14 protein-coding genes are annotated in these 18,600 nt (G+C 57.0%); all 14 read right to left on the bottom strand.

Annotation, left to right across the window (positions count from 1 at the left end; all coding sequences use genetic code 11):
- Window positions 1-64: 64 nt before the first annotated feature.
- Window positions 65-1,027, bottom strand: coding sequence for a UDP-3-O-acyl-N-acetylglucosamine deacetylase (lpxC, locus tag G512_RS0101160; protein ID WP_028480110.1), 963 nt, complete (start codon window positions 1,025-1,027; stop codon window positions 65-67).
- 243 nt (window positions 1,028-1,270) lie between these two features.
- Window positions 1,271-3,016: a cell division protein FtsZ gene (ftsZ, locus tag G512_RS0101155; RefSeq protein ID WP_028480109.1), complete on the bottom strand. Its 1,746-nt coding sequence runs from the start codon at window positions 3,014-3,016 to the stop codon at window positions 1,271-1,273.
- A gap of 102 nt (window positions 3,017-3,118) precedes the next feature.
- Window positions 3,119-4,441 carry a cell division protein FtsA gene (ftsA, locus tag G512_RS0101150; protein WP_036487963.1) on the bottom strand — a complete coding sequence of 441 codons (1,323 nt, stop codon included), beginning with the start codon at window positions 4,439-4,441 and terminating at the stop codon, window positions 3,119-3,121.
- Window positions 4,438-5,352, bottom strand: a complete 915-nt coding sequence (locus G512_RS0101145) for a cell division protein FtsQ/DivIB (protein WP_208974903.1) — start codon at window positions 5,350-5,352, stop codon at window positions 4,438-4,440. Before G512_RS0101145 ends, ftsA begins: the two co-directional genes overlap by 4 nt.
- Window positions 5,340-6,263, bottom strand: a complete 924-nt coding sequence (locus G512_RS0101140; RefSeq protein WP_028480106.1) for a D-alanine--D-alanine ligase — start codon at window positions 6,261-6,263, stop codon at window positions 5,340-5,342. The genes G512_RS0101145 and G512_RS0101140 overlap by 13 nt, the downstream gene beginning before the upstream one ends.
- A gap of 39 nt (window positions 6,264-6,302) precedes the next feature.
- Window positions 6,303-7,259: a UDP-N-acetylmuramate dehydrogenase gene (gene murB, locus G512_RS0101135; RefSeq protein ID WP_028480105.1), complete on the bottom strand. Its 957-nt coding sequence runs from the start codon at window positions 7,257-7,259 to the stop codon at window positions 6,303-6,305.
- Window positions 7,259-8,680, bottom strand: coding sequence for a UDP-N-acetylmuramate--L-alanine ligase (gene murC, locus G512_RS0101130; protein ID WP_028480104.1), 1,422 nt, complete (start codon window positions 8,678-8,680; stop codon window positions 7,259-7,261). The genes murB and murC overlap by 1 nt, the downstream gene beginning before the upstream one ends.
- Window positions 8,677-9,804, bottom strand: coding sequence for an undecaprenyldiphospho-muramoylpentapeptide beta-N-acetylglucosaminyltransferase (gene murG / locus G512_RS0101125; protein ID WP_028480103.1), 1,128 nt, complete (start codon window positions 9,802-9,804; stop codon window positions 8,677-8,679). Before murG ends, murC begins: the two co-directional genes overlap by 4 nt.
- Before the next feature lie 36 nt (window positions 9,805-9,840).
- The gene (locus tag G512_RS0101120) at window positions 9,841-10,998 is read right to left on the bottom strand and encodes an FtsW/RodA/SpoVE family cell cycle protein (protein WP_028480102.1); all 1,158 of its coding nucleotides are present in this window, start codon (window positions 10,996-10,998) and stop codon (window positions 9,841-9,843) included.
- The gene (murD, locus tag G512_RS0101115; RefSeq protein WP_028480101.1) at window positions 10,998-12,407 is read right to left on the bottom strand and encodes a UDP-N-acetylmuramoyl-L-alanine--D-glutamate ligase; all 1,410 of its coding nucleotides are present in this window, start codon (window positions 12,405-12,407) and stop codon (window positions 10,998-11,000) included. The genes G512_RS0101120 and murD overlap by 1 nt, the downstream gene beginning before the upstream one ends.
- 13 nt (window positions 12,408-12,420) lie before the next feature.
- Window positions 12,421-13,506 carry a phospho-N-acetylmuramoyl-pentapeptide-transferase gene (mraY, locus tag G512_RS0101110; protein ID WP_028480100.1) on the bottom strand — a complete coding sequence of 362 codons (1,086 nt, stop codon included), beginning with the start codon at window positions 13,504-13,506 and terminating at the stop codon, window positions 12,421-12,423.
- A gap of 9 nt (window positions 13,507-13,515) precedes the next feature.
- The gene (locus G512_RS0101105; protein WP_028480099.1) at window positions 13,516-16,446 is read right to left on the bottom strand and encodes a UDP-N-acetylmuramoyl-L-alanyl-D-glutamate--2,6-diaminopimelate ligase; all 2,931 of its coding nucleotides are present in this window, start codon (window positions 16,444-16,446) and stop codon (window positions 13,516-13,518) included.
- Window positions 16,447-16,531: 85 nt separating this feature from the next.
- Window positions 16,532-18,274 carry a peptidoglycan D,D-transpeptidase FtsI family protein gene (locus tag G512_RS0101100; RefSeq protein ID WP_051268709.1) on the bottom strand — a complete coding sequence of 581 codons (1,743 nt, stop codon included), beginning with the start codon at window positions 18,272-18,274 and terminating at the stop codon, window positions 16,532-16,534.
- On the bottom strand, window positions 18,246-18,599 hold the full coding sequence (gene ftsL, locus G512_RS0101095) for a cell division protein FtsL (RefSeq protein ID WP_028480097.1): 354 nt from the start codon (window positions 18,597-18,599) through the stop codon (window positions 18,246-18,248). The genes G512_RS0101100 and ftsL overlap by 29 nt, the downstream gene beginning before the upstream one ends.
- Between the last annotated feature and the right edge of the window lies 1 nt (window position 18,600).

Raw genomic sequence — 18,600 nt, 5'->3', positions numbered from 1 at the left:
GCAAGCCATTTGCCGCGAATTTATGTCGGAGTTGGGGCGAAAGTCTTGAATAAAGCGCCGGGGACTAAGAAACTTCCGGTCCGAACGCAGCAGCCTGCAGACCACCGATCAATTCAGCGTGGCCTTTTTCCGAAACGCGAGAGCGCTTTGCCACTTCGCTTGCCTCCACGATTTCAAAGGCATCCGGGTTCTTGAACAGCTCTACCAAGACGTTGTGGTTCATGCGGTGACCGCCTTTGTAAGAACGGTATTCACCCATGATCGGCAGTCCGGCCAAGGCCAGATCACCAACGGCATCCAGCGCCTTGTGGCGTACGAACTCATCCGGCCAACGCGTGCCTTCAGGATTCAATACACGATCACCATCCAGAGCCACGGAGTTTTCCAGAGAAGACCCCATCTGAAAACCAAGCTTCCAGAGTTTCTCAACATCCTGAACCGAGCCAAACGTACGCGCCCGAGCAATCTCGTTGCGGAACGCATCCGGGGTAAGCTCAATGTCGAGTTTCTGCACGCCGATCAATGCAATGTCAAAATCGATCGTAATGTTGAATCGCTGACCATCGTAGGGACGCAATTCACTCCACTGGTCACCTTGGACAACCCGTACCGGCTTTTTGATCCGGATATAGCGGCGGCCAGCATTCAAAGACACAAGACCGGTTGCATCGATTGCTTCAACAAACGCGGAAGCACTGCCATCCATGATCGGCATTTCCGGGCCGTCGATTTCGACAATCGCGTTATCAACACCCAGACCACGGAATGCAGCCATCAAATGCTCAACGGTGGAGACGCCACCATGAGAAGGATCACCAAGAACAGTGCACAAGGCCGTGGCGGAAACAGATTGCCATGTTCCGACAATCTCGACATCGCCATCCGGCGTCGAACGCTGAAAGAGAATTCCGGTATTCGCGTCTGCTGGATGCAAAGTGACGGAGGCAGGTCCGCCTGAGTGAACGCCGATTCCATTGAGCGTCACGCTATCAGCGAGCGTTGTCTGTTTTTCGACACGCGTTGTCATCGTCATTCCAGCCTTATCTGATTGGGCTTGGGTCGTTTTTGTTTCACTCAAGCCGAAAGTTCGTGAACCGCCCCACCGGTCAAGCTGGACATTATCTATTTTTCAGGGAGGAATAAAATAAAGCTTTGTTACGCTTTGTAACGATCTGAAAACCTGAGAGTTTTCACGTATAAACGAGCATCAACGCGCTGCAGCAATCCAGAAAAATCTGGATTGCTGCCGAGAGGCGCGAGTGTTGGTCTTTTAGTTGGCCTGACGACGCAGGAATGCTGGAATTTCCAGCTGGTCGTCATCCACAGATGGGCGATTCTGTGGAGCGGCACGACCGGTCTGGTCAAGATGACCAGCTGCGCCGTGGTCGCTTTGTGCACGTGGTGCCGGAGCCATGGGAGCTTCCTGCGGCGCAGCCGGCACGAAACCTTCGTCCATGGCAGGCTCGTGATGCTCTTCATCCTCACGGCGACCAAGACCACCAGCCAGACGACGCAACAATCCCATCGGACGACGCTCTTCATCATCGTGATGACCGTGGTGCATCTCGTGATGTTCCGGAGCCTGAGGCTGGGGAGCGGCCTGCTGAGGCGCCGGAGCTGGAGCTGCCTGTTGCTGCTGCTGAGGCTGCGGCGCGCGAGCCCGGTATTCACGCTGTGCAATCGGCGGGAAGTCTTCCACGCGCGGCATGCGCGCGGTTGGCTGAACCTGCTCGGCCTGCGGCGGAATGTAAGGCTGTGGTGCCGGTGGCGTATTATCTACAGCAGCTGGCGTTTCATCCTCCATATCCTCATAGGACGGAGTCTGGTCATACGCACTCGGTTGATAAGGCGCGATTTCCACTTCAGGATCAGAAGAAGAAGCGACGGCAGCTGGCTTCACAGGCTGGGGCCGTGGTGCGGCAGGCTGCTGCGTCGCAACAGATACCGGGGCCTCAGCCTTGGGTGCGTTTCCCTCCGATACTCCGGCAGATTGCAGGCGCTCGGTCAACTCGGCCATGCGCACTTCAGCAGGAGAGACGTCGTCGCGGCCATCCTGATCAATTCCGGTGGCAACGACGGAAACGCGAATGCGCCCTTCCAGTTCTTCATCAAACGTTGCGCCAAGAATAATGTTGGCATCCGGATCGACTTCTTCACGAATACGGGTTGCCGCTTCATCAACTTCAAACAACGTAAGATCGTTGCCACCGTTGATGGAGATCAACAGGCCACGCGCGCCCTTCATGGAAGTCTCGTCCAGAAGTGGGTTCGCAATGGCTGCTTCAGCAGCTTGGATAGCGCGGTTCTCACCTGAGGATTCACCGGTACCCATCATCGCCTTGCCCATGCCGCGCATGATCGAACGCACGTCAGCAAAGTCGAGGTTGATCAGGCCTTCCTTCACCATCAGGTCGGTGACATTAGCCACGCCCGAGTAAAGAACCTGGTCAGCCATGGCAAACGCATCAGCAAAGGTGGTCTGTGCATTTGCAATGCGGAAGAGATTTTGGTTCGGAATAACAATGAGCGTGTCAACGTTGCGCTGCAGCTCTTCGATGCCCGCTTCGGCAACACGCATCCGGCGTGAGCCTTCGAACTGGAACGGTTTGGTAACCACACCTACCGTAAGTATTCCCTGTTCACGAGCCGCCCGTGCAATCACAGGAGCCGCGCCAGTGCCCGTTCCACCGCCCATACCGGCCGTGATGAACACCATGTGAGAACCGGACAGGTGATCATTTATTTCGTCGATCACTTCCTCGGCAGCTGCGCAGCCAACTTCGGGCTGAGAACCGGCGCCCAGTCCTTCGGTAACAGCAACACCCATCTGGATGACGCGCTCGGCCTTACAAAGGGCCAAAGCCTGTGCGTCGGTGTTGGCAACAACAAAATCGCAGCCTTGAAGACCGCTGGTGACCATGTTGTTCACGGCGTTGCCGCCGCCACCGCCAACGCCAAAAACTGTGATCCGTGGCTTCAATTCCTGAATATCAGGCATTTGCAAGTTGATAGTCATAAGTTCCTCGCGACCCTAGATCTGTCCGCCGCCCAGCGGGCAGATCACTCTTCCTCTCATGCGTTCACCAAAATGGCGAAACTGTTCACTGATCCCTCGGGATCAAAAACTCTCTCTCAACCACTGCCCGACACGAGCAAAATAGTTCCCCGTGCCAAGCCACTTACCGCGTTGCGCTCGCGGCTCGAACTGTTCAATTTGCGCCACCTGCGGATAGATCAGCAGACCACAAGCAGCACTGAAGGCGGGCCCTTTGGCCACGTCCGGCATATTGGCAATACCGAGCGGCCGCCCGAGACGCACATTGCGTCCAAGAATGCGCCGAGCCGTTTCACTCAACCCGGTCAGCTGGCTCGCCCCACCCGTCAGAACCACCCGCTTGCCCACGCGTCCGGCAAAGCCGGAAGCGACCAGACGGTCCTGAATAAGCTCCAGAATCTCTTCAACACGCGGGCGGATGACCCGTGTCAGCATCGCCCGCGGGATCTGCGTCGGCAGATCGCCCTCCTGGTCAACAGGGGGCACACTGATGAAATCCCGGTCGTCTACAGCGCTCGGCAAAGCCGAGCCGTGAAGTGTCTTGATCCGTTCCGCATCCTGCATGCGGGTGGACAATGCACGGGCGATATCCATGGTGACATGGTTGCCGCCCACAGCGATGGCATCGAGATGCACCATCTGTCCGTCAACGAAGATGGAGATCGTGGTGGTGCCACCGCCCATGTCGATGCACGCCACACCCAGCTCGGTTTCGTCGCCCACCAGCGTGGACAAGCCCGAGGCATACGGCGTAGCAACAAGGTTTTCGACATTCAGGTGACCACGGTTGATGCACAGCTCGAGGTTTCGAACTGGCGGCACTTCCGCCGTCACCACCTGCATGTCCACACCCAACTTGCGGCCCATCATGCCGCGCGGATCCCGAATGCCACGATTGCCATCAAGGCCGTAAGAAATCGGCAATGCATGCATGACGGCACGGCCATCGGTTGCCGTGTGCGTAGACCCGGCCGTCAGAACACGCTGAATATCGGCTTCGGTCACACTCTCCGAGCTCAGCGGCACACTGGCCGAAAAAATTTCGCTTTGCAGACGCCCGCAGGTAACGGTCGCCAACAGCGATTCAACCATCACGCCCGACATTCGTTCAGCGGAATCCACCGCCCTGCGAATAGCCTGCTCAGCCTGGTCCAGATCCACCACAACGCCTGACTTGATGCCACGCGAGCGCTGATGGCCATACCCGAGAAGCTCCACACTATGGGTGCGGCCCGGCAACAACTCGCCGTCTTCATTCGGGGTCAACTTGGCGATCAGACAACAGATCTTGGAGGATCCGACATCCAGAACCGAAACAACTGCGGCCCGCCTGGAAGGCAACGGCCGTTTCCGAGGGAGATAGATGACCTTCTTGCTGGTACTCATGTGTCAGCTCCCCCTACACCGCGGCGCGGACGCGCCTTGATAGCGGCCTTGCGCCGCAACGCTGCTTCTTCGGACAAGCGCACTACCACCCTATCCTCCAGCCGCATATCCACGGCTACGATATCTCTGCTCAGAAGTCCGCTCTCCGCGTCCATGCGAACGAGGTCGGCAAGGGCTTTGGAGATGCCCACTTCCGGCAACCGAACAACCACTCCATTTTCAAGATTCAAATCCCAGCGCCGCTCGGAAATCAGGCTCGCAGCCCGTACCCGCGCGCGCAGTGCAGGGATCTTGTTCAATTCTTTCATGATCTCACCGGCACGCCGCTGCGCGCCATGGTTGACCACTCGCAGCAGATTGGCATAACGCCCATCCACCTCATCCGTTATCACCTCGCCGTCCTCGGTAATCACGGAGATCACATCACCACGCTGCCACAAGGCATAAGGCACCTGTTCAGCGATTTTGATCTTCAACGTGCCGGGATACAGTTTCTGAATTGAAGCCGTATCCACCCAGGCGATTTCATCAATCCGTTCCCGCGCGGCTTCTGCATCAAACATCACCAGTGATGGATGATCGTGAAGCTCAAGCGCTTCCAAAATCTGAAATTCGGCAACCCTCTGGAGGCCATCCATCTCGATCTGGTCGATGGCGAAACCGGTTGCAGATGTCACGTTTTCCACGACCGTGCGCCCATGCCCCCCCAAAACGATACCGTAGGTTGCGGAGGTAGCCAGAAAACCCAGCGCGCATGCGGTTGGCGCCCAACGAGGCAGTACAGCAAAAAAGCCAACGACGCTCCAAGCGGGTCGTTGGTGCAGACGCGAGACGCCGCGACGGGAAGAGCCGTAGCCCCCGTTCGTCAACGCTCTGCGCCATGCCATCAATTTTGCAGTTATCTGCCGCAACTTGCGTCCTCCACGATCCAACTCACCAACTCTTTGAAATCATGGCCAGCTTCGGCGGCGATTTCGGGAACCAGAGAGGTTGGCGTCATGCCGGGTTGAGTGTTCACTTCCAAGCACACCAACTCGCCAGTTCCAGTCGAACTGTCATCCAGTCGGAAGTCCGCTCTGGAGACACCACGACAGCCGAGGGCCTGATGCGCTTTCAAACTCAGTTTTTGTATTTCTTGGTAAACAGGAGGTAAAATTTTTGCCGGAAGTATATGTTGTGAACCACCAGGAACGTATTTTGCGTCATAATCATAGAAGTTGTGCCCCATTGGCACAATTTCCAGTACACCCAGCGCCACATCACCCATGACCGCGCAGGTCAATTCACGCCCTGCGACGAACTTTTCAGCCATCACCACATCCGGATAGGGCCAGTCGTCACGTGTTAACTCCTGTGGAGGATGTTCCTGATCCTCTTTCACGATCACGACACCAAAACTTGACCCCTCATTGATCGGCTTGATCACATAGGGCGGCGCCATGACATGCTGTTTTGCCGCTTCCAGACGATGGACTACCCGCTCTTCGGCCACGGGCACACCCGCCACCTTCATCACGGCCTTGGCTTTCACCTTATGCATGGCCAAAGCCGAAGACATCACTCCGGAATGAGTGTAGGGAATTTCCAGGAGCTCCAGAACGCCTTGAATGCAACCGTCTTCACCAAATGGTCCATGCAGCGCATTGAAGGCCACGTCCGGCTTCAACTCCTTGAGAATTTCAACAACATTGCGATCCACATCGACGCGCGAAACCGTGTAACCCGCTTCCTCCAACGCATCTGCGCAGGCGTTCCCCGAGCTCAGGGATACGGGGCGTTCGGCGGCCCAACCGCCCATCAATACGGCAACATGCTTCGTCATTTATTTCTTGCGTCCTTGCTTTGGTCGTGCGCGCGTCAATTAAACGTTGCCCAGAAACGGCGCTATTTCCTGCCCCTCTTCAAAGCTCCCCAGTCGTTTGATCTCCCAGTCAAGGTGAATACCGGTCTTTTCCAACGCTCTGGCCCGAACCGTTTCACCCAGAAGTTCCAAATCGTAAGCGCTGGCGTCACCCGTATTCAGCATGAAGTTGCAATGCATCTCCGACATCTGCGCGCCGCCAACCTGCAGACCGCGACACCCTGCCTGATCCACAACACGCCATGCGCTGGATCCCGGTGGGTTTTTGAAAGTCGAGCCCCCGGTCTTCTCACGGATTGGCTGCGCTTTCTCACGGTGCTCAATCACAGCCGCCATTTCCGCACGGATCGCCTCTTCCGGCTGCGCAATGCCCTGAAACACCGCACTGGTGAAAATCAGATCCTCAGGAGCAGAGGAATGGCGATAGGCGTAGCCCATCTCCTCGTTGCTCAACGTTATGATTTCCCCATTTCTTTTTACGGCATTAACGTTAACGACCCGTTCATTTGTCTCCGTTCCGTGCGCGCCGGCGTTCATTCGCAGCGCACCACCAACGGCTCCCGGAATACCAGCATAAAAAGCAAACCCTCCGGTCCCGGTCTTGGCTGCTTCTTCAGCCAGTTTCTTATCCGGAACGCAGGCTCCTGCCCGCAGCTTGTGATCACCCAGATAGTTCACCTGTCCAAATCCCTTCATGGGCAAGCGAATGACCACTCCCTTCAGACCGCCATCGCGCACAAGAAGGTTGGACCCAAGGCCAATCACCGTTACCGGTACATCCTCTGGCAACGCCTTGAGGAACGTGGACAGATCGAGTTCATCGGCTGGCTGAAACAGTAGCTCTGCCGGTCCGCCAACCCGCAGCCACGTTACAGCTGACAGCAGCTGATTGGGCACCAGTCGGCCGCGAATTTCCTCGGCAACCGAGCCAAGACGCGAAACGATGTCTTCTGCCATCAGCCTTCTCCCTCGTTCGGATGCAAGGCGGCCAGATCACCTGGCAACTTGTGGGCCCACTGGGTAATCGTGCCCGCGCCCAGACAAAGAACATAGTCCCCCTCTTCGGCAACCTGACTGACCAGTTCCGCCAGATTTTCCGGCCCATCGAGAAGATGGACGGACCGGTGACCACCCGCCTTCAGTCCTGCGACCAGGTCGGCCTGATCAAATCCTTCAATCGGTTGCTCGCCCGCCGCATAAACAGGGGCCACAATCACGGTATCGGCATCGTTGAAACAAGAGCAAAAATCTTCAAAAAGGCTCTGCAACCGGCTGTATCTGTGGGGCTGAACCACCGCGACAACCTTGCCCTTGGTGGATTCCCGCGCCGCATGCAGCACAGCCTTTATTTCTACCGGATGGTGGCCGTAGTCGTCGTAAATCTCTACGCCTTGCCAAGAGCCGGTATGGGTGAAACGTCGCTTCACGCCACCAAAGGAGGCAAGCCCGGTGCGGATATCATCGCCAGACAGACCCAGTTGAGTTGCCAGAGCAATCGCCGCCGTGGCATTGGAAACGTTGTGCAAGCCCGGCATCGGCAGAACGAGATCTTTCAGTTCAACCGGCTCACCGCCGCGCCGGTCGTGGATTACAACCGAGAAGGTCGACTTGCCGCCACCCATCTCAACGTCGGTGAACCGCACATCGGCCTGAAGGGTGGACCCGTAAGTGATGATCTTGCGATCTTCGATTTGCCCAACCAAGGTCTGTACTTCGGGATGGTCCAGACACATGACGGCAAACCCATAGAACGGTACATTTTCAACGAATTGTCGAAACGCCGCCCGTACACCGTCGAAGTCGCCATAATGATCAAGGTGTTCCGGATCGATATTGGTCACAACCGCAATGTCGGCGGGCAGCTTGATGAATGTCCCATCGGATTCATCAGCTTCGACAACCATCCAGTTGCCTTCGCCCATGCGTGCGTTTGTCCCGTACGCATTGATGATGCCGCCGTTGATCACGGTCGGATCCATCCCGCCCGCGTCCAAAAGCGCCGCGACCATTGACGTGGTGGTCGTCTTTCCGTGCGTACCCCCAATGGCGATCGCCTGTTTGAACCGCATCAGTTCCGCAAGCATTTCCGCCCGGCGTACAACGGGCAAGGACCGTTCCCGTGCTGCGATCAGTTCCACATTGTCGTTCTTGATAGCCGATGAAATAACAAGCACTTCGGCGCCATCGAGGTTGTCGGCGCTATGTCCTACATGAACGGTGATGCCCATGGCGCGCAAGCGCTGCACATTGGCATTCTCCGACATATCGGAGCCCTGTACCGTATAGCCCAGCTTCAACAGCACCTCTGCGATACCGCTCATGCCAATGCCGCCAATCCCGACAAAGTGAACCGGGCCGATGTCACCGGGCATTTTCATGATGTCACCTCTTCATATTCCCGAACGTGTGCCGCCCGGCCTGTTGTTTGTTCCACAAGATCGGCAAGGCGCTGCACTGCATCCGGGCGCCCCTCCCGCTTGGCAGCCGTAGCGGCATCCCGCAACTTGGCCGGTGTTGTCATGAGATCGCGCAGCATATCGGCCAAGCGGTCGGCACTCAGCTCTTTTTGGCGCACAGGCCACGCAGCCCCTGCATCCTCGAGGAACTTGGCATTATTGCCCTGATCATCCTCCACAGCACCGGGATACGGCACAAGAATGGCCGGTCGCCCGATAGCTGCCAGCTCGCACAAAGTACCTGCGCCCGCACGGGAAATGACCAGGTGTGCCGAGGCCATGCGCTGCGGCAGATCCTTGAAGAACGTCTCCAACTGCGCTGCGATCCCCAGTTTCTGATAGGCCTGCTCTACCGTGGCAAGATCCTCACTCCGACACTGTTGGACAATGGCCAGCCGCGCCCGTTCTTCCGTCGTCAGCAGGGCAAGCGCCTCTGGCAGGATAGAGGAGAAAAACCGGGCGCCCTGACTCCCCCCGAACACCAACAAGTGGAATGGTTCACCAACCTCTGGCGCGTGGAAAGGTGTTTCGCTCACTGCCAAAACATTGTCGCGGAGCGGGTTACCTGTCATCACCACCTTGTCCGCCAGAGTTGAGGGCAAGTTTCGAACCGGCAGGCTGACCGCAACCTTGGTTGCACGTGCAGCCAGCAATCTGTTTGCCCGGCCCATCACCGCGTTTGCTTCATGCAAAATGGTCGGCACCCCGGCAAGCGCTGCCGCAAACATGGGCGGGAAGGTTGGGTATCCGCCGAAACCAACCATGGCCAATGGCTGCTTTTGTTTCAGGATCTTGCGCGCCTGCAAGGTGCCCAATCCAAGTTTCAGCACGGTTTTCATCAGTCGGAACGGATTGCGCCCCCGCAACGTATCGCTTTGGATGAGATGCACCTCATCTGCCGGAAAAGCACTGCCGTACTTGTCGGCGCGCTCATCCGTCATCAACTCCACTCGATAACCGCGTCGGCTCAGCTCTCCAGCCAGCGCTTCAGCGGGGAAGAGATGCCCCCCTGTTCCGCCGGCTGTGAGCATGATTGTCGGTTTCATTCTTCTTTATTCTCCAACAGCAGTAGCCAAAGGCGTTCAAACAACGGACGAAGCGGACACACGGGTAACAGTAACTCCGGAAATCCGCGTAGGTCGTGGCCGGCGCCGCGTCAGGGCCAGCACAAATCCCATGGACAACGCCAATGCCACCAATGACGACCCGCCATAGGAAATAAAGGGAAGAGTCATGCCCTTTGCGGGCATCAGGTTCAGGTTCACGGCCATGTTGATGCAGCTCTGCAGACCGAACAGAACAATAAGGCCGGATGTGGCCAGCCGTCCGAAGGGATCCTGATCTTTGGAGGCCGCAGACAGTCCTCTCAAAACAACGAAGGCAAATACACTGACAAGAAAAAGGCACAGCAAGATGCCGTATTCTTCAGCCACCACGGCAAAGATGAAGTCCGTATGGCTATCGGGGAGAATTCGTTTCACGGTACCTTCCCCAACCCCGCGGCCGAACCAGCCACCAGCAAGGAACGAGTCAATGGCGCGGTCGATTTGATAGGTATCCCCGGACTCAGGATTGAGAAAGCGCTCCACGCGCCCACGCACGTGCGGCAGATACACATAGCCCGCTATCATGCCGCCAATGCCCGCTACGCCAAGCGGCACAATAGCAAACCAAGACAACCCGTTCAGAAAGAACAAGGCGGCCAGCACCATGGTCAACAACATCGCCTGACCGAAGTCCGGTTGAGCAACCAACAGCGCCACCACGATGACGTAGAGCATGATGGAAAAAAGTCCGCCCGGTATCTCTGGGCGTTTCCGCGCTTCCGACATGAGAAACGCCATGACAATCACCAGCGCCGGTTTCACAAACTCCGACGGCTGAATGGTGAACCCGAACAAGTGCACCCATCGCCGAGCGCCCTTGATCTCCGCTCCAGTGAATAACGTGGCAATCATCAGGAGCACAGACCCCAGCAACACGAACAGCGCCACGCGCCGCACCATACGGGGGCTCAGTGCCGAAACACCAAGCAACAACACGATGCTCGGCAGCAGAAAGACAGCTTGCCGCTTGATGAAGTGATAGGGCTCCAGTCCAATACGCTCTGCAACAGGCGGGCTGGCTGCAAATGACAGCACCACGCCAGACACCATGAGAATGACGATCCCCGCCAGAATGTAGCGGTCGATTGTCCAAAGCCACTCTGCAAACGGGCTTCTATCGGTTCTTGAAACCATCAGCTTCCCCCCTGCTCAGACAGGTTGTTCGCCGCAACAGCAGCTAGTTCAGTGAAACGCTGCCCACGTACTTCAAAACTCGGAAACTGATCAAAAGACGCGCATGCCGGAGACAACAGCACAACCCGCTCTCCGGCCGAGGCCGCTATTGCATCTCGAGCGGCTGCCTGCACGGCGGTTTCCAGATTACCGCACTCTTCAAAGGCAACCTGATTTTCTTGCAGTGTCGATGCAAAGCTCGAAGAAGCTTCGCCGATCAGATATGCTTTTGCAATCCGTGGGAAGTAACTTTTGAGCGATGTGATGCCGCCCGCTTTCTCTCGTCCACCGGCGATCCAGAATATGCGCTCAAAACTGGCTAGCGCGTTGCCGGTTGCCTCTGCATTCGTTCCCTTGCTGTCATTGATGAAAACCACCTCACCAGCCCGGGCAACTGGCTGAAGACGGTGTTCCAGACCGGGGAACGTATCCATGCCTTCCTGAAGCTCTTCGATTGACAACCCAAGAGCCAGTGCCGCCGCACAAGCAGCCGCCGCGTTCTGGGCGTTGTGCGCGCCGCGCAAGCTCATGTGCCCCAAAAGATCAACCAGGTCAGCACGCTCATCATCAAACAGTTCAATGAGACGACCGCCCTCAGCAAATATTCCGGGGCCATCGACCAGTGGCCCCTTGCTGGAAATGCGTTCCACCGGTACGCCCGCAGCCTCAAGTCGCTTTGCCATGGCACGGCTTGGCTCATCATCAACACCTATGATCGCAAGGCGACTGGCGCGCACAAGACGTTCCTTGATCGCGCTGTAGTTGTCCATGGTTCCATGACGGTCGAGATGATCCGGCGACAGGTTCAACATAAGCCCGACATCGGGCGCGAGGCTGGGTGCCAGATCAATCTGGTAGCTGGAACACTCGACTACATAGACGCGATCCGGATCAAATTCGTCCAAATCTAGAACCGGGCGACCGATGTTGCCGCCCATTTGCACGTCAAAACCCGCTTGGCGCAAAACGTGCGCCGTCAATGCGGTTGTCGTGGACTTTCCGTTCGTACCCGTAATCGCAACGAACGGGGCTTCGGGGCACGAGGCCTCCCGTTGGCGAACAAACAACTCCACATCGCCAATGATCTCAATGCCAGCCGCCTGAGCCATCTGGACCGTCCAATGCGGTTCAGGATGCGTCAGCGGTACACCAGGCGCCAAGATCAAAGCAGCGTAGCGTTCGAAGTCGGCGTCGCGCAGATCCAGTGCATCAATGCCCTCATCCAACGCCATTTCAACCCGGCTTTCGTTATCATCCCAGGCATCAACGCGCGCCCCGCCAGCCATAAGGGCCTTGGCGGTCAACAGGCCGGACCCGCCCAACCCGAATAGCGCGACATGTCTGTCCTTGAATGTTGTAACCGGAATCATGGCATCGCTCCTGTTAGCGCAGCTTCAAGGTGGCCAGTCCGACCAAGGCCAGCACAACAGCGATAATCCAGAACCGGATCACGACCTGTGACTCAGTCCAGCCCAGATGTTCAAAATGGTGGTGGATCGGTGCCATCTTGAAGACGCGCTTGCCCGTAAGGCGAAACGAGGCAACCTGAACGATCACTGACACGGCTTCCAGCACAAAAAGCCCACCAATGATCGCCAGAACGATTTCATGCTTTGCAGCCACGGCAATGGCGCCAAGCATGCCACCGAGCGCCAGAGACCCGGTATCGCCCATGAAAATGGCCGCTGGTGGTGCATTGAACCACAAGAACCCCAAGCCAGCTCCAATCACAGCACCGCATAACACCGCCAGTTCTCCCGTGCCGGGTACGTGGTGGATCTGGAGGTATTCGGAGAACACGGCATTACCTGTCAGATAGGCAATCAAGGCGAAAGAGGCAGCCGCAATCATGACCGGCACAATGGCCAAGCCATCAAGACCATCGGTCAGGTTTACGGCATTGCCCGCGCCAACCATCACAAACGCGGCAAACGGGATAAAGAACACACCCAGATTGATGGTCAGTTCCTTGAAAAACGGAAAGCCGATGGAGGTGGAAAACGGCGCGGTATCCAGCATTGTTACGGCAAAGGCTGCCAGCCCTGCAATCAGGAATTCCAGCGCCAAACGTATTTTTCCGCTGAACCCCTTGTGAGACGCTTGAGAGACCTTCTGATAGTCATCATAAAACCCGATAAGGCCAAAACCGACCGTAACGCCGAGCACAATCCAGGTGTAAGGGTTTGCAAGATTGGCCCAGAGCAACGTCGCCACGATCATGCCGGACATGATCATCAAGCCGCCCATTGTGGGCGTGCCTTTTTTCGTCAGCAGATGACTTTCAGGCCCATCCTCACGGATGGGCTGCCCTTTGCCCTGACGCAACCGAAGAGCGGAGATGATTTTCGGACCAAACAGGAAGACAAACAAGAGGGCGGTCATGATGGCACCGCCCGTTCTGAAGGTAATATATCGGAATACGTTGAGAGCCGAAAACTGGTCAGCAAGCTCTCCTAGAAAATACAGCATTAATTGTCCTCAGCCTTCCACTGGCTCCGCATATCGCGACTTCACGGCATCAACGATCAACCCCATGCGCGTCCCCAGAGAACCTTTGATCATGATGATGTCGGCTGGCGAGAGATCGTTCACAACACGCTCCACCATACCTTTCGAATCTTTTGAATAAGCAACACGCCGGTCACCGGGCAAGGCGTCCCAAAGGGCCTTCATCTCGGTTCCCACACAATAAACCAGATCAATGCCTGCACTCTCTACGATACCTGCAATCCGAGCGTGAAACTGCTCGGAATCCGGACCAAGTTCGAGCATGTCGCCAACGACCGCAATGCGCCGACCGCGCCCCTCAATGGGCAGCGTTCCCAACAACTCCAGCGCCGCCTTCATGCTTGCCGGGTTGGCGTTGTAGCTTTCGTCGATAAGATGGGCGGTCCTGCCGTTGATTGTCAGAAGGGTTTGTTCACCCCGCCCCTTGGGAGGCTTCATTTCGCCCAGAGCAAGCCCGGCCAAGGCGATATCAGCACCCAACTCGGATACGCCGGCCAGAACTGCCAGTGAGTTGTTGATGTGATGCGCACCGGGCGAGCCGATCTTGTAGGTGATCGAGTTGCCGAGAATATTCGCCGTCATGGTCGTGCAATCCGCACGCGGCACGATTTTCTCCGACACGGCCTGCGCGCCTTTGCGTTGGCCGAATGTCACGATGTTTTTCACACCGGCTATGCTGGCCAAATAGCGCAGCAGATCATATTGCCGGTTATCACGGTTCAAAATGGCCGTTCCGCCAGGCTCAAGACCCTGAAAGATCTCTGCCTTGGCGCGGGCAATGCCTTCCACGCTTTCGAAAAACTCAAGATGCACCGCCTCTACGGTCGTGATCATGGCCACATGAGGGCGCACCATTTTGACAAGTGGGGTAATCTCACCCGCGTGGTTCATGCCAATCTCAAATACACCGAATTCGGTATTGGCCGGCATGCGCGCCAGAGTCAGCGGCACACCCCAATGGTTATTGTGGGACGCTGCCGAGGCGTGGGTCCGCCCCGACCGAGCCAAGGCCAGCTTCAACGCTTCCTTGGTACTAGTTTTTCCGACAGATCCTGTAACGGCGATAATGCGGGCCTTGGTTCGAGCACGCGCCGCGATCCCCAAATCCTGAAGGGCTTTCAGCGTATCCTCAACCACAACATAGCGGCCTTCTGGCGGCAGATCCGGCACCTTCGCACGCTCGACAACAGCAACGGATGCGCCGGCTTCGAGCGCCGCTTCAACAAATGTATGACCATCGAACTTCGGACCTTGCAGAGCAAAGAAGGCATCCCCTTCCTGCAAACTGCGGGTATCAATGGAAATTCCGGTAATGTCAGCCGGCGCTTTCCCTCGCACTTGCCCACTCAAAGCCGCAACAAAGGCATCACGCGCCCAGAGCGGAGCATCGTCGAACAGGTCTTCTGCCTCTTCCGGCTCACCTTCGGCAGTTGGGGCGGGCTGCACAGCCACAAGTGCAGTCTGAATGGTTTCGTGATCTGAAAACGGCAGAACCTCAGCCCCAACGATCTGCCCCGTTTCGTGCCCTTTGCCCGCGACGCACAGAATGTCGCCCTCGCCGAGGAGCTCGATCCCCTTTTGGATTGCCGCAGCACGGTCGCCAATTTCCATGGCTGCCGGGCACGCATCCAGAATTTCCTGACGGATTAAGGCGGGCTGCTCGGTCCGCGGGTTGTCGTCCGTGACAATGGTCAAGTCCGCCAGACGGCCGGAGATTTCGCCCATCAATGGGCGCTTGCCCTTGTCACGATCACCACCGCACCCAAAAACGCAAATCAAACGCCCTTTTGTAAATGGACGCAAGGCAGTCAACACATTCTCAAGCGCATCCGGTTTGTGAGCATAATCCACGAACACCAGACCGCCATTGTCCTTGGTCCCCACATGCTCCAAGCGACCCGGGGCTCCCTTGAGCCCACCAAGCGCCTCGATCACATCGGCGCCGTCCATGCCAGAGGCGATGGCCAACCCAGCAGCAACCAGCGCATTGGACACCTGAAACTCTCCGGTCAAAGGCAAACTTACGGAATGCGTCTGGCCTTCCCACACCAGCTCAAGCTGCTGCTTGAAGCCATCCGGCGTCGCTGAGACCAGCTTCAGGTCCTCTCCTCGTTCGCCAACGGTAAACAACGGAAGGTCACGCGCCTGCGCCTCAGCCACAACACGATCTGCAAATGGCGCGTTCGGGTCCACCACCACGACACCACCATCAGGCAGAACGTCGCGGAACAGGCGCAACTTGGCCTGCAGGTAGTCTTCCACGCTCTCGTGGTAGTCCATGTGGTCTCGGCCAAGATTGGTAAAACCAGCGGCCATCAGCCATACACCGTCCAGCCGGTGCTGATCCAAACCGTGGCTCGACGCTTCCATGGCAGCGTGTGTTACACCATCCTTGGCCAACTGAGCCAGTGTTTCATGGAGCTTGATCGGATCAGGCGTGGTCAGACCACCATAATTCTGACCGTCTGACGTCACTACACCCAAAGTGCCAAGGCTCGCCGCTTTCATCCCGCAATGAGCATAAATCTGGCGCACAAACTCGGACACGGATGTCTTGCCGCTGGTCCCGGTAACGGCAACCATGGTGTCAGGCTGGGACGCAAAAAAGGCAGCCGCCATCAGCGCCAGTTCGCGGCGGGCGTCCGGCGCCCCTATCACCAGCGTTCCTTCCGGCACCAATGCGCGCGCCTCGGCCAGCCGCTCGCCATTCACGAGAATGGCAACAGCGCCCTTTTCAGCAGCTTGCGCAGCAAATGTCAGCCCGTCGGCCTTCGCGCCGGGGAGCGCCGCAAACAGATATCCAGGCTTGACCGCACGGCTGTCCGCCGTCAGTCCGGTCACATCAAGAGAAGCTGCCCCTTCGGGCAATTCAGCGATATATACAAGGTTTTCAAGCAACATGACGTTGATATCACCGGACTATGAGTCGTCATTGTGGCGTAGCTGGATTTGAAGGGCCTCCAGCCACACGATTTTCCAAAATATCCTAGTATCGAACGGGAATGGTTTCATCATCCCCGGTAAAATTCGGCTTCACCCCCAGCATGGGTGCAATACGGCGGATAACGGCAGCAGTTGTTGGCACAACATTCCAGCCCGCCGTCGCATAATATTGGCCTTCCAGCTTTTGCGGCTCGTCCAGCATGAGCAACACCACATACTGCGGGTCATACATGGGGAACGAGGCAAGGAATGAGTTCAGATAAACGCCTTCCAGATACTGGCCGTTCTTGATCTTCTGCGCCGTACCGGTCTTGCCACCAACATCGTAGCCAGGCACAGCCGCCCGACGTCCCGATCCCTCAAGCACGTTCAGACGGTTCAGATAGCGCACCGCGTCACTGGTTTCCTTGGAGATAACCTGCTTCGCTATCTTATCGGCCTCTTCCTTGCTACGCGGCAGGAAGGTGGGCTCGATCAGCTTGCCGCCATTGACCAGCGTAGCAGCAGCCACGGCAGTATGCAGCGGAGTTACAGACAACCCGTGACCGAAGGAAATGGTCATCGCGGCCAGTTCGTTCCACCGTGGCGGCAACAAGGGCATCGCCCGCTCGGGCAATTCGCCCCCCAAGCGTTCGGTAAGCCCCAAATGCTTCAGGAAGCTTTTCTGCTGCTCGATTCCTGCAGCCAACATCATCTTGGCCGTACCGATATTGGATGAGTAGATGAAAATCTCCGGCACCGACAAGATCCGCCGTTTGCCATGAAAATCGCTGATGGTCTTGCCGGAGGCCCTGATGGGGTTACGCGCATCAAAGCTGTCATCAATGGAGACCTTGCCACTGTCCAGCGCCATAGCCACGGTAATGCCCTTGAAAACCGACCCCATTTCGAAAACGCCGGCGGTAGCGCGGTTGAGGCGATCCGGCTTCAACGCCTCACTGCGGTCATTTGGATCAAAGTCCGGCAGTGATGTCATGGCCACCACTTCGCCCGTATCCACCTTGAGAACAATGCCGACAGCAGCCTGAGCCTTGTAATGCTCCATCGCCCGCTTCAATTCATCGCGAACAGCGTATTGGGCGCGCAGGTCAATGGACAGCTTGACCGGCTCAAGGCCTTCCTTGCTTGAAAAGCCGAGATCACGCAGATCATTAAGCCATGCTTCATCAATGTATTTTTCAATCCCGGAAATGCCGCGACCGTCCACGTTGACGGTGCCCAGCACGTGGCTCACCGTATTGCCGCCCGGGTAAAAACGCTGCGTTTCATCCATGAAGTCGACGCCGGGTAGGCCGAGGCTGTGGATCTGTTCTTTTTGAACGCTCGAGATCTCGCGCTTCAACCAGATAAAGCCCGCATCGCTACGCAGCCGTTTCTCGATCAGCGGCTTGTTCAGTTCCGGCAGAACGGAAATCAACCCTTCGAACACCTCATCCGGATCAGGGATCTTTCGCGGTTCGGCATAGAGCGACCAGCTTTTGATGTCTGTGGCCAGAATTTCGCCGTTGCGGTCCAGAATGTCAGGCCGCGCCATAATCTTTTTATTGGCAGCAACGTAGGAGGATCCATCCTCTTCCTGATGCAGGCCAAGCGCAACCAGGCGCCCACCAATCGCGCCGAAAACCAGAAAAAACGCCAGCATGGCAATATAGACACGCGAGCGCGCAGGTTCACGCACAGTGGTCGCAATGGCGCTGCGCCGTGGTGGAACTGGTGTTTTGAGAAAGGAACTTTTCTGCCCTGACACGCCTCGCCTCCTACTGAACAGCAGGAAGACGGCTGGCATAACCGCCCATGGGGTCACCGGAAACAGGCTGAAGGTTCACAGGCTTGACCGGAAGCGCATCCACCGTCGTGATCTGGTCTGCGCCCAGAGGCTCAAGCTGAAGATAGGCATTGTAGCGGTCCACGACACCTTGCAAACGCGACGGCTGGTTCAAGGCACTCCACTTGGCCTTATACCAACGAATATCTTCCTTTTCCTTCTCGATCTGGCGCTGCAGTTCGGCCACACGCTCGGTCAGGTGCTCAGTTGACATCTTCATGTCATAGACTGCAGCGGCCCCAACCACCACGAGGATCAGAAACAACAAGTTTACGATCTTCAACATC

Origin of the sequence: Pseudovibrio exalbescens DSM 16456 (genome assembly GCF_000422785.1) — a bacterium.
Taxonomy (GTDB): Bacteria; Pseudomonadota; Alphaproteobacteria; order Rhizobiales; family Stappiaceae; genus Pseudovibrio; species Pseudovibrio exalbescens.
Note: the sequence above shows the minus strand (reverse complement) of the source record. Positions and strands in the feature narration are given on the sequence as shown.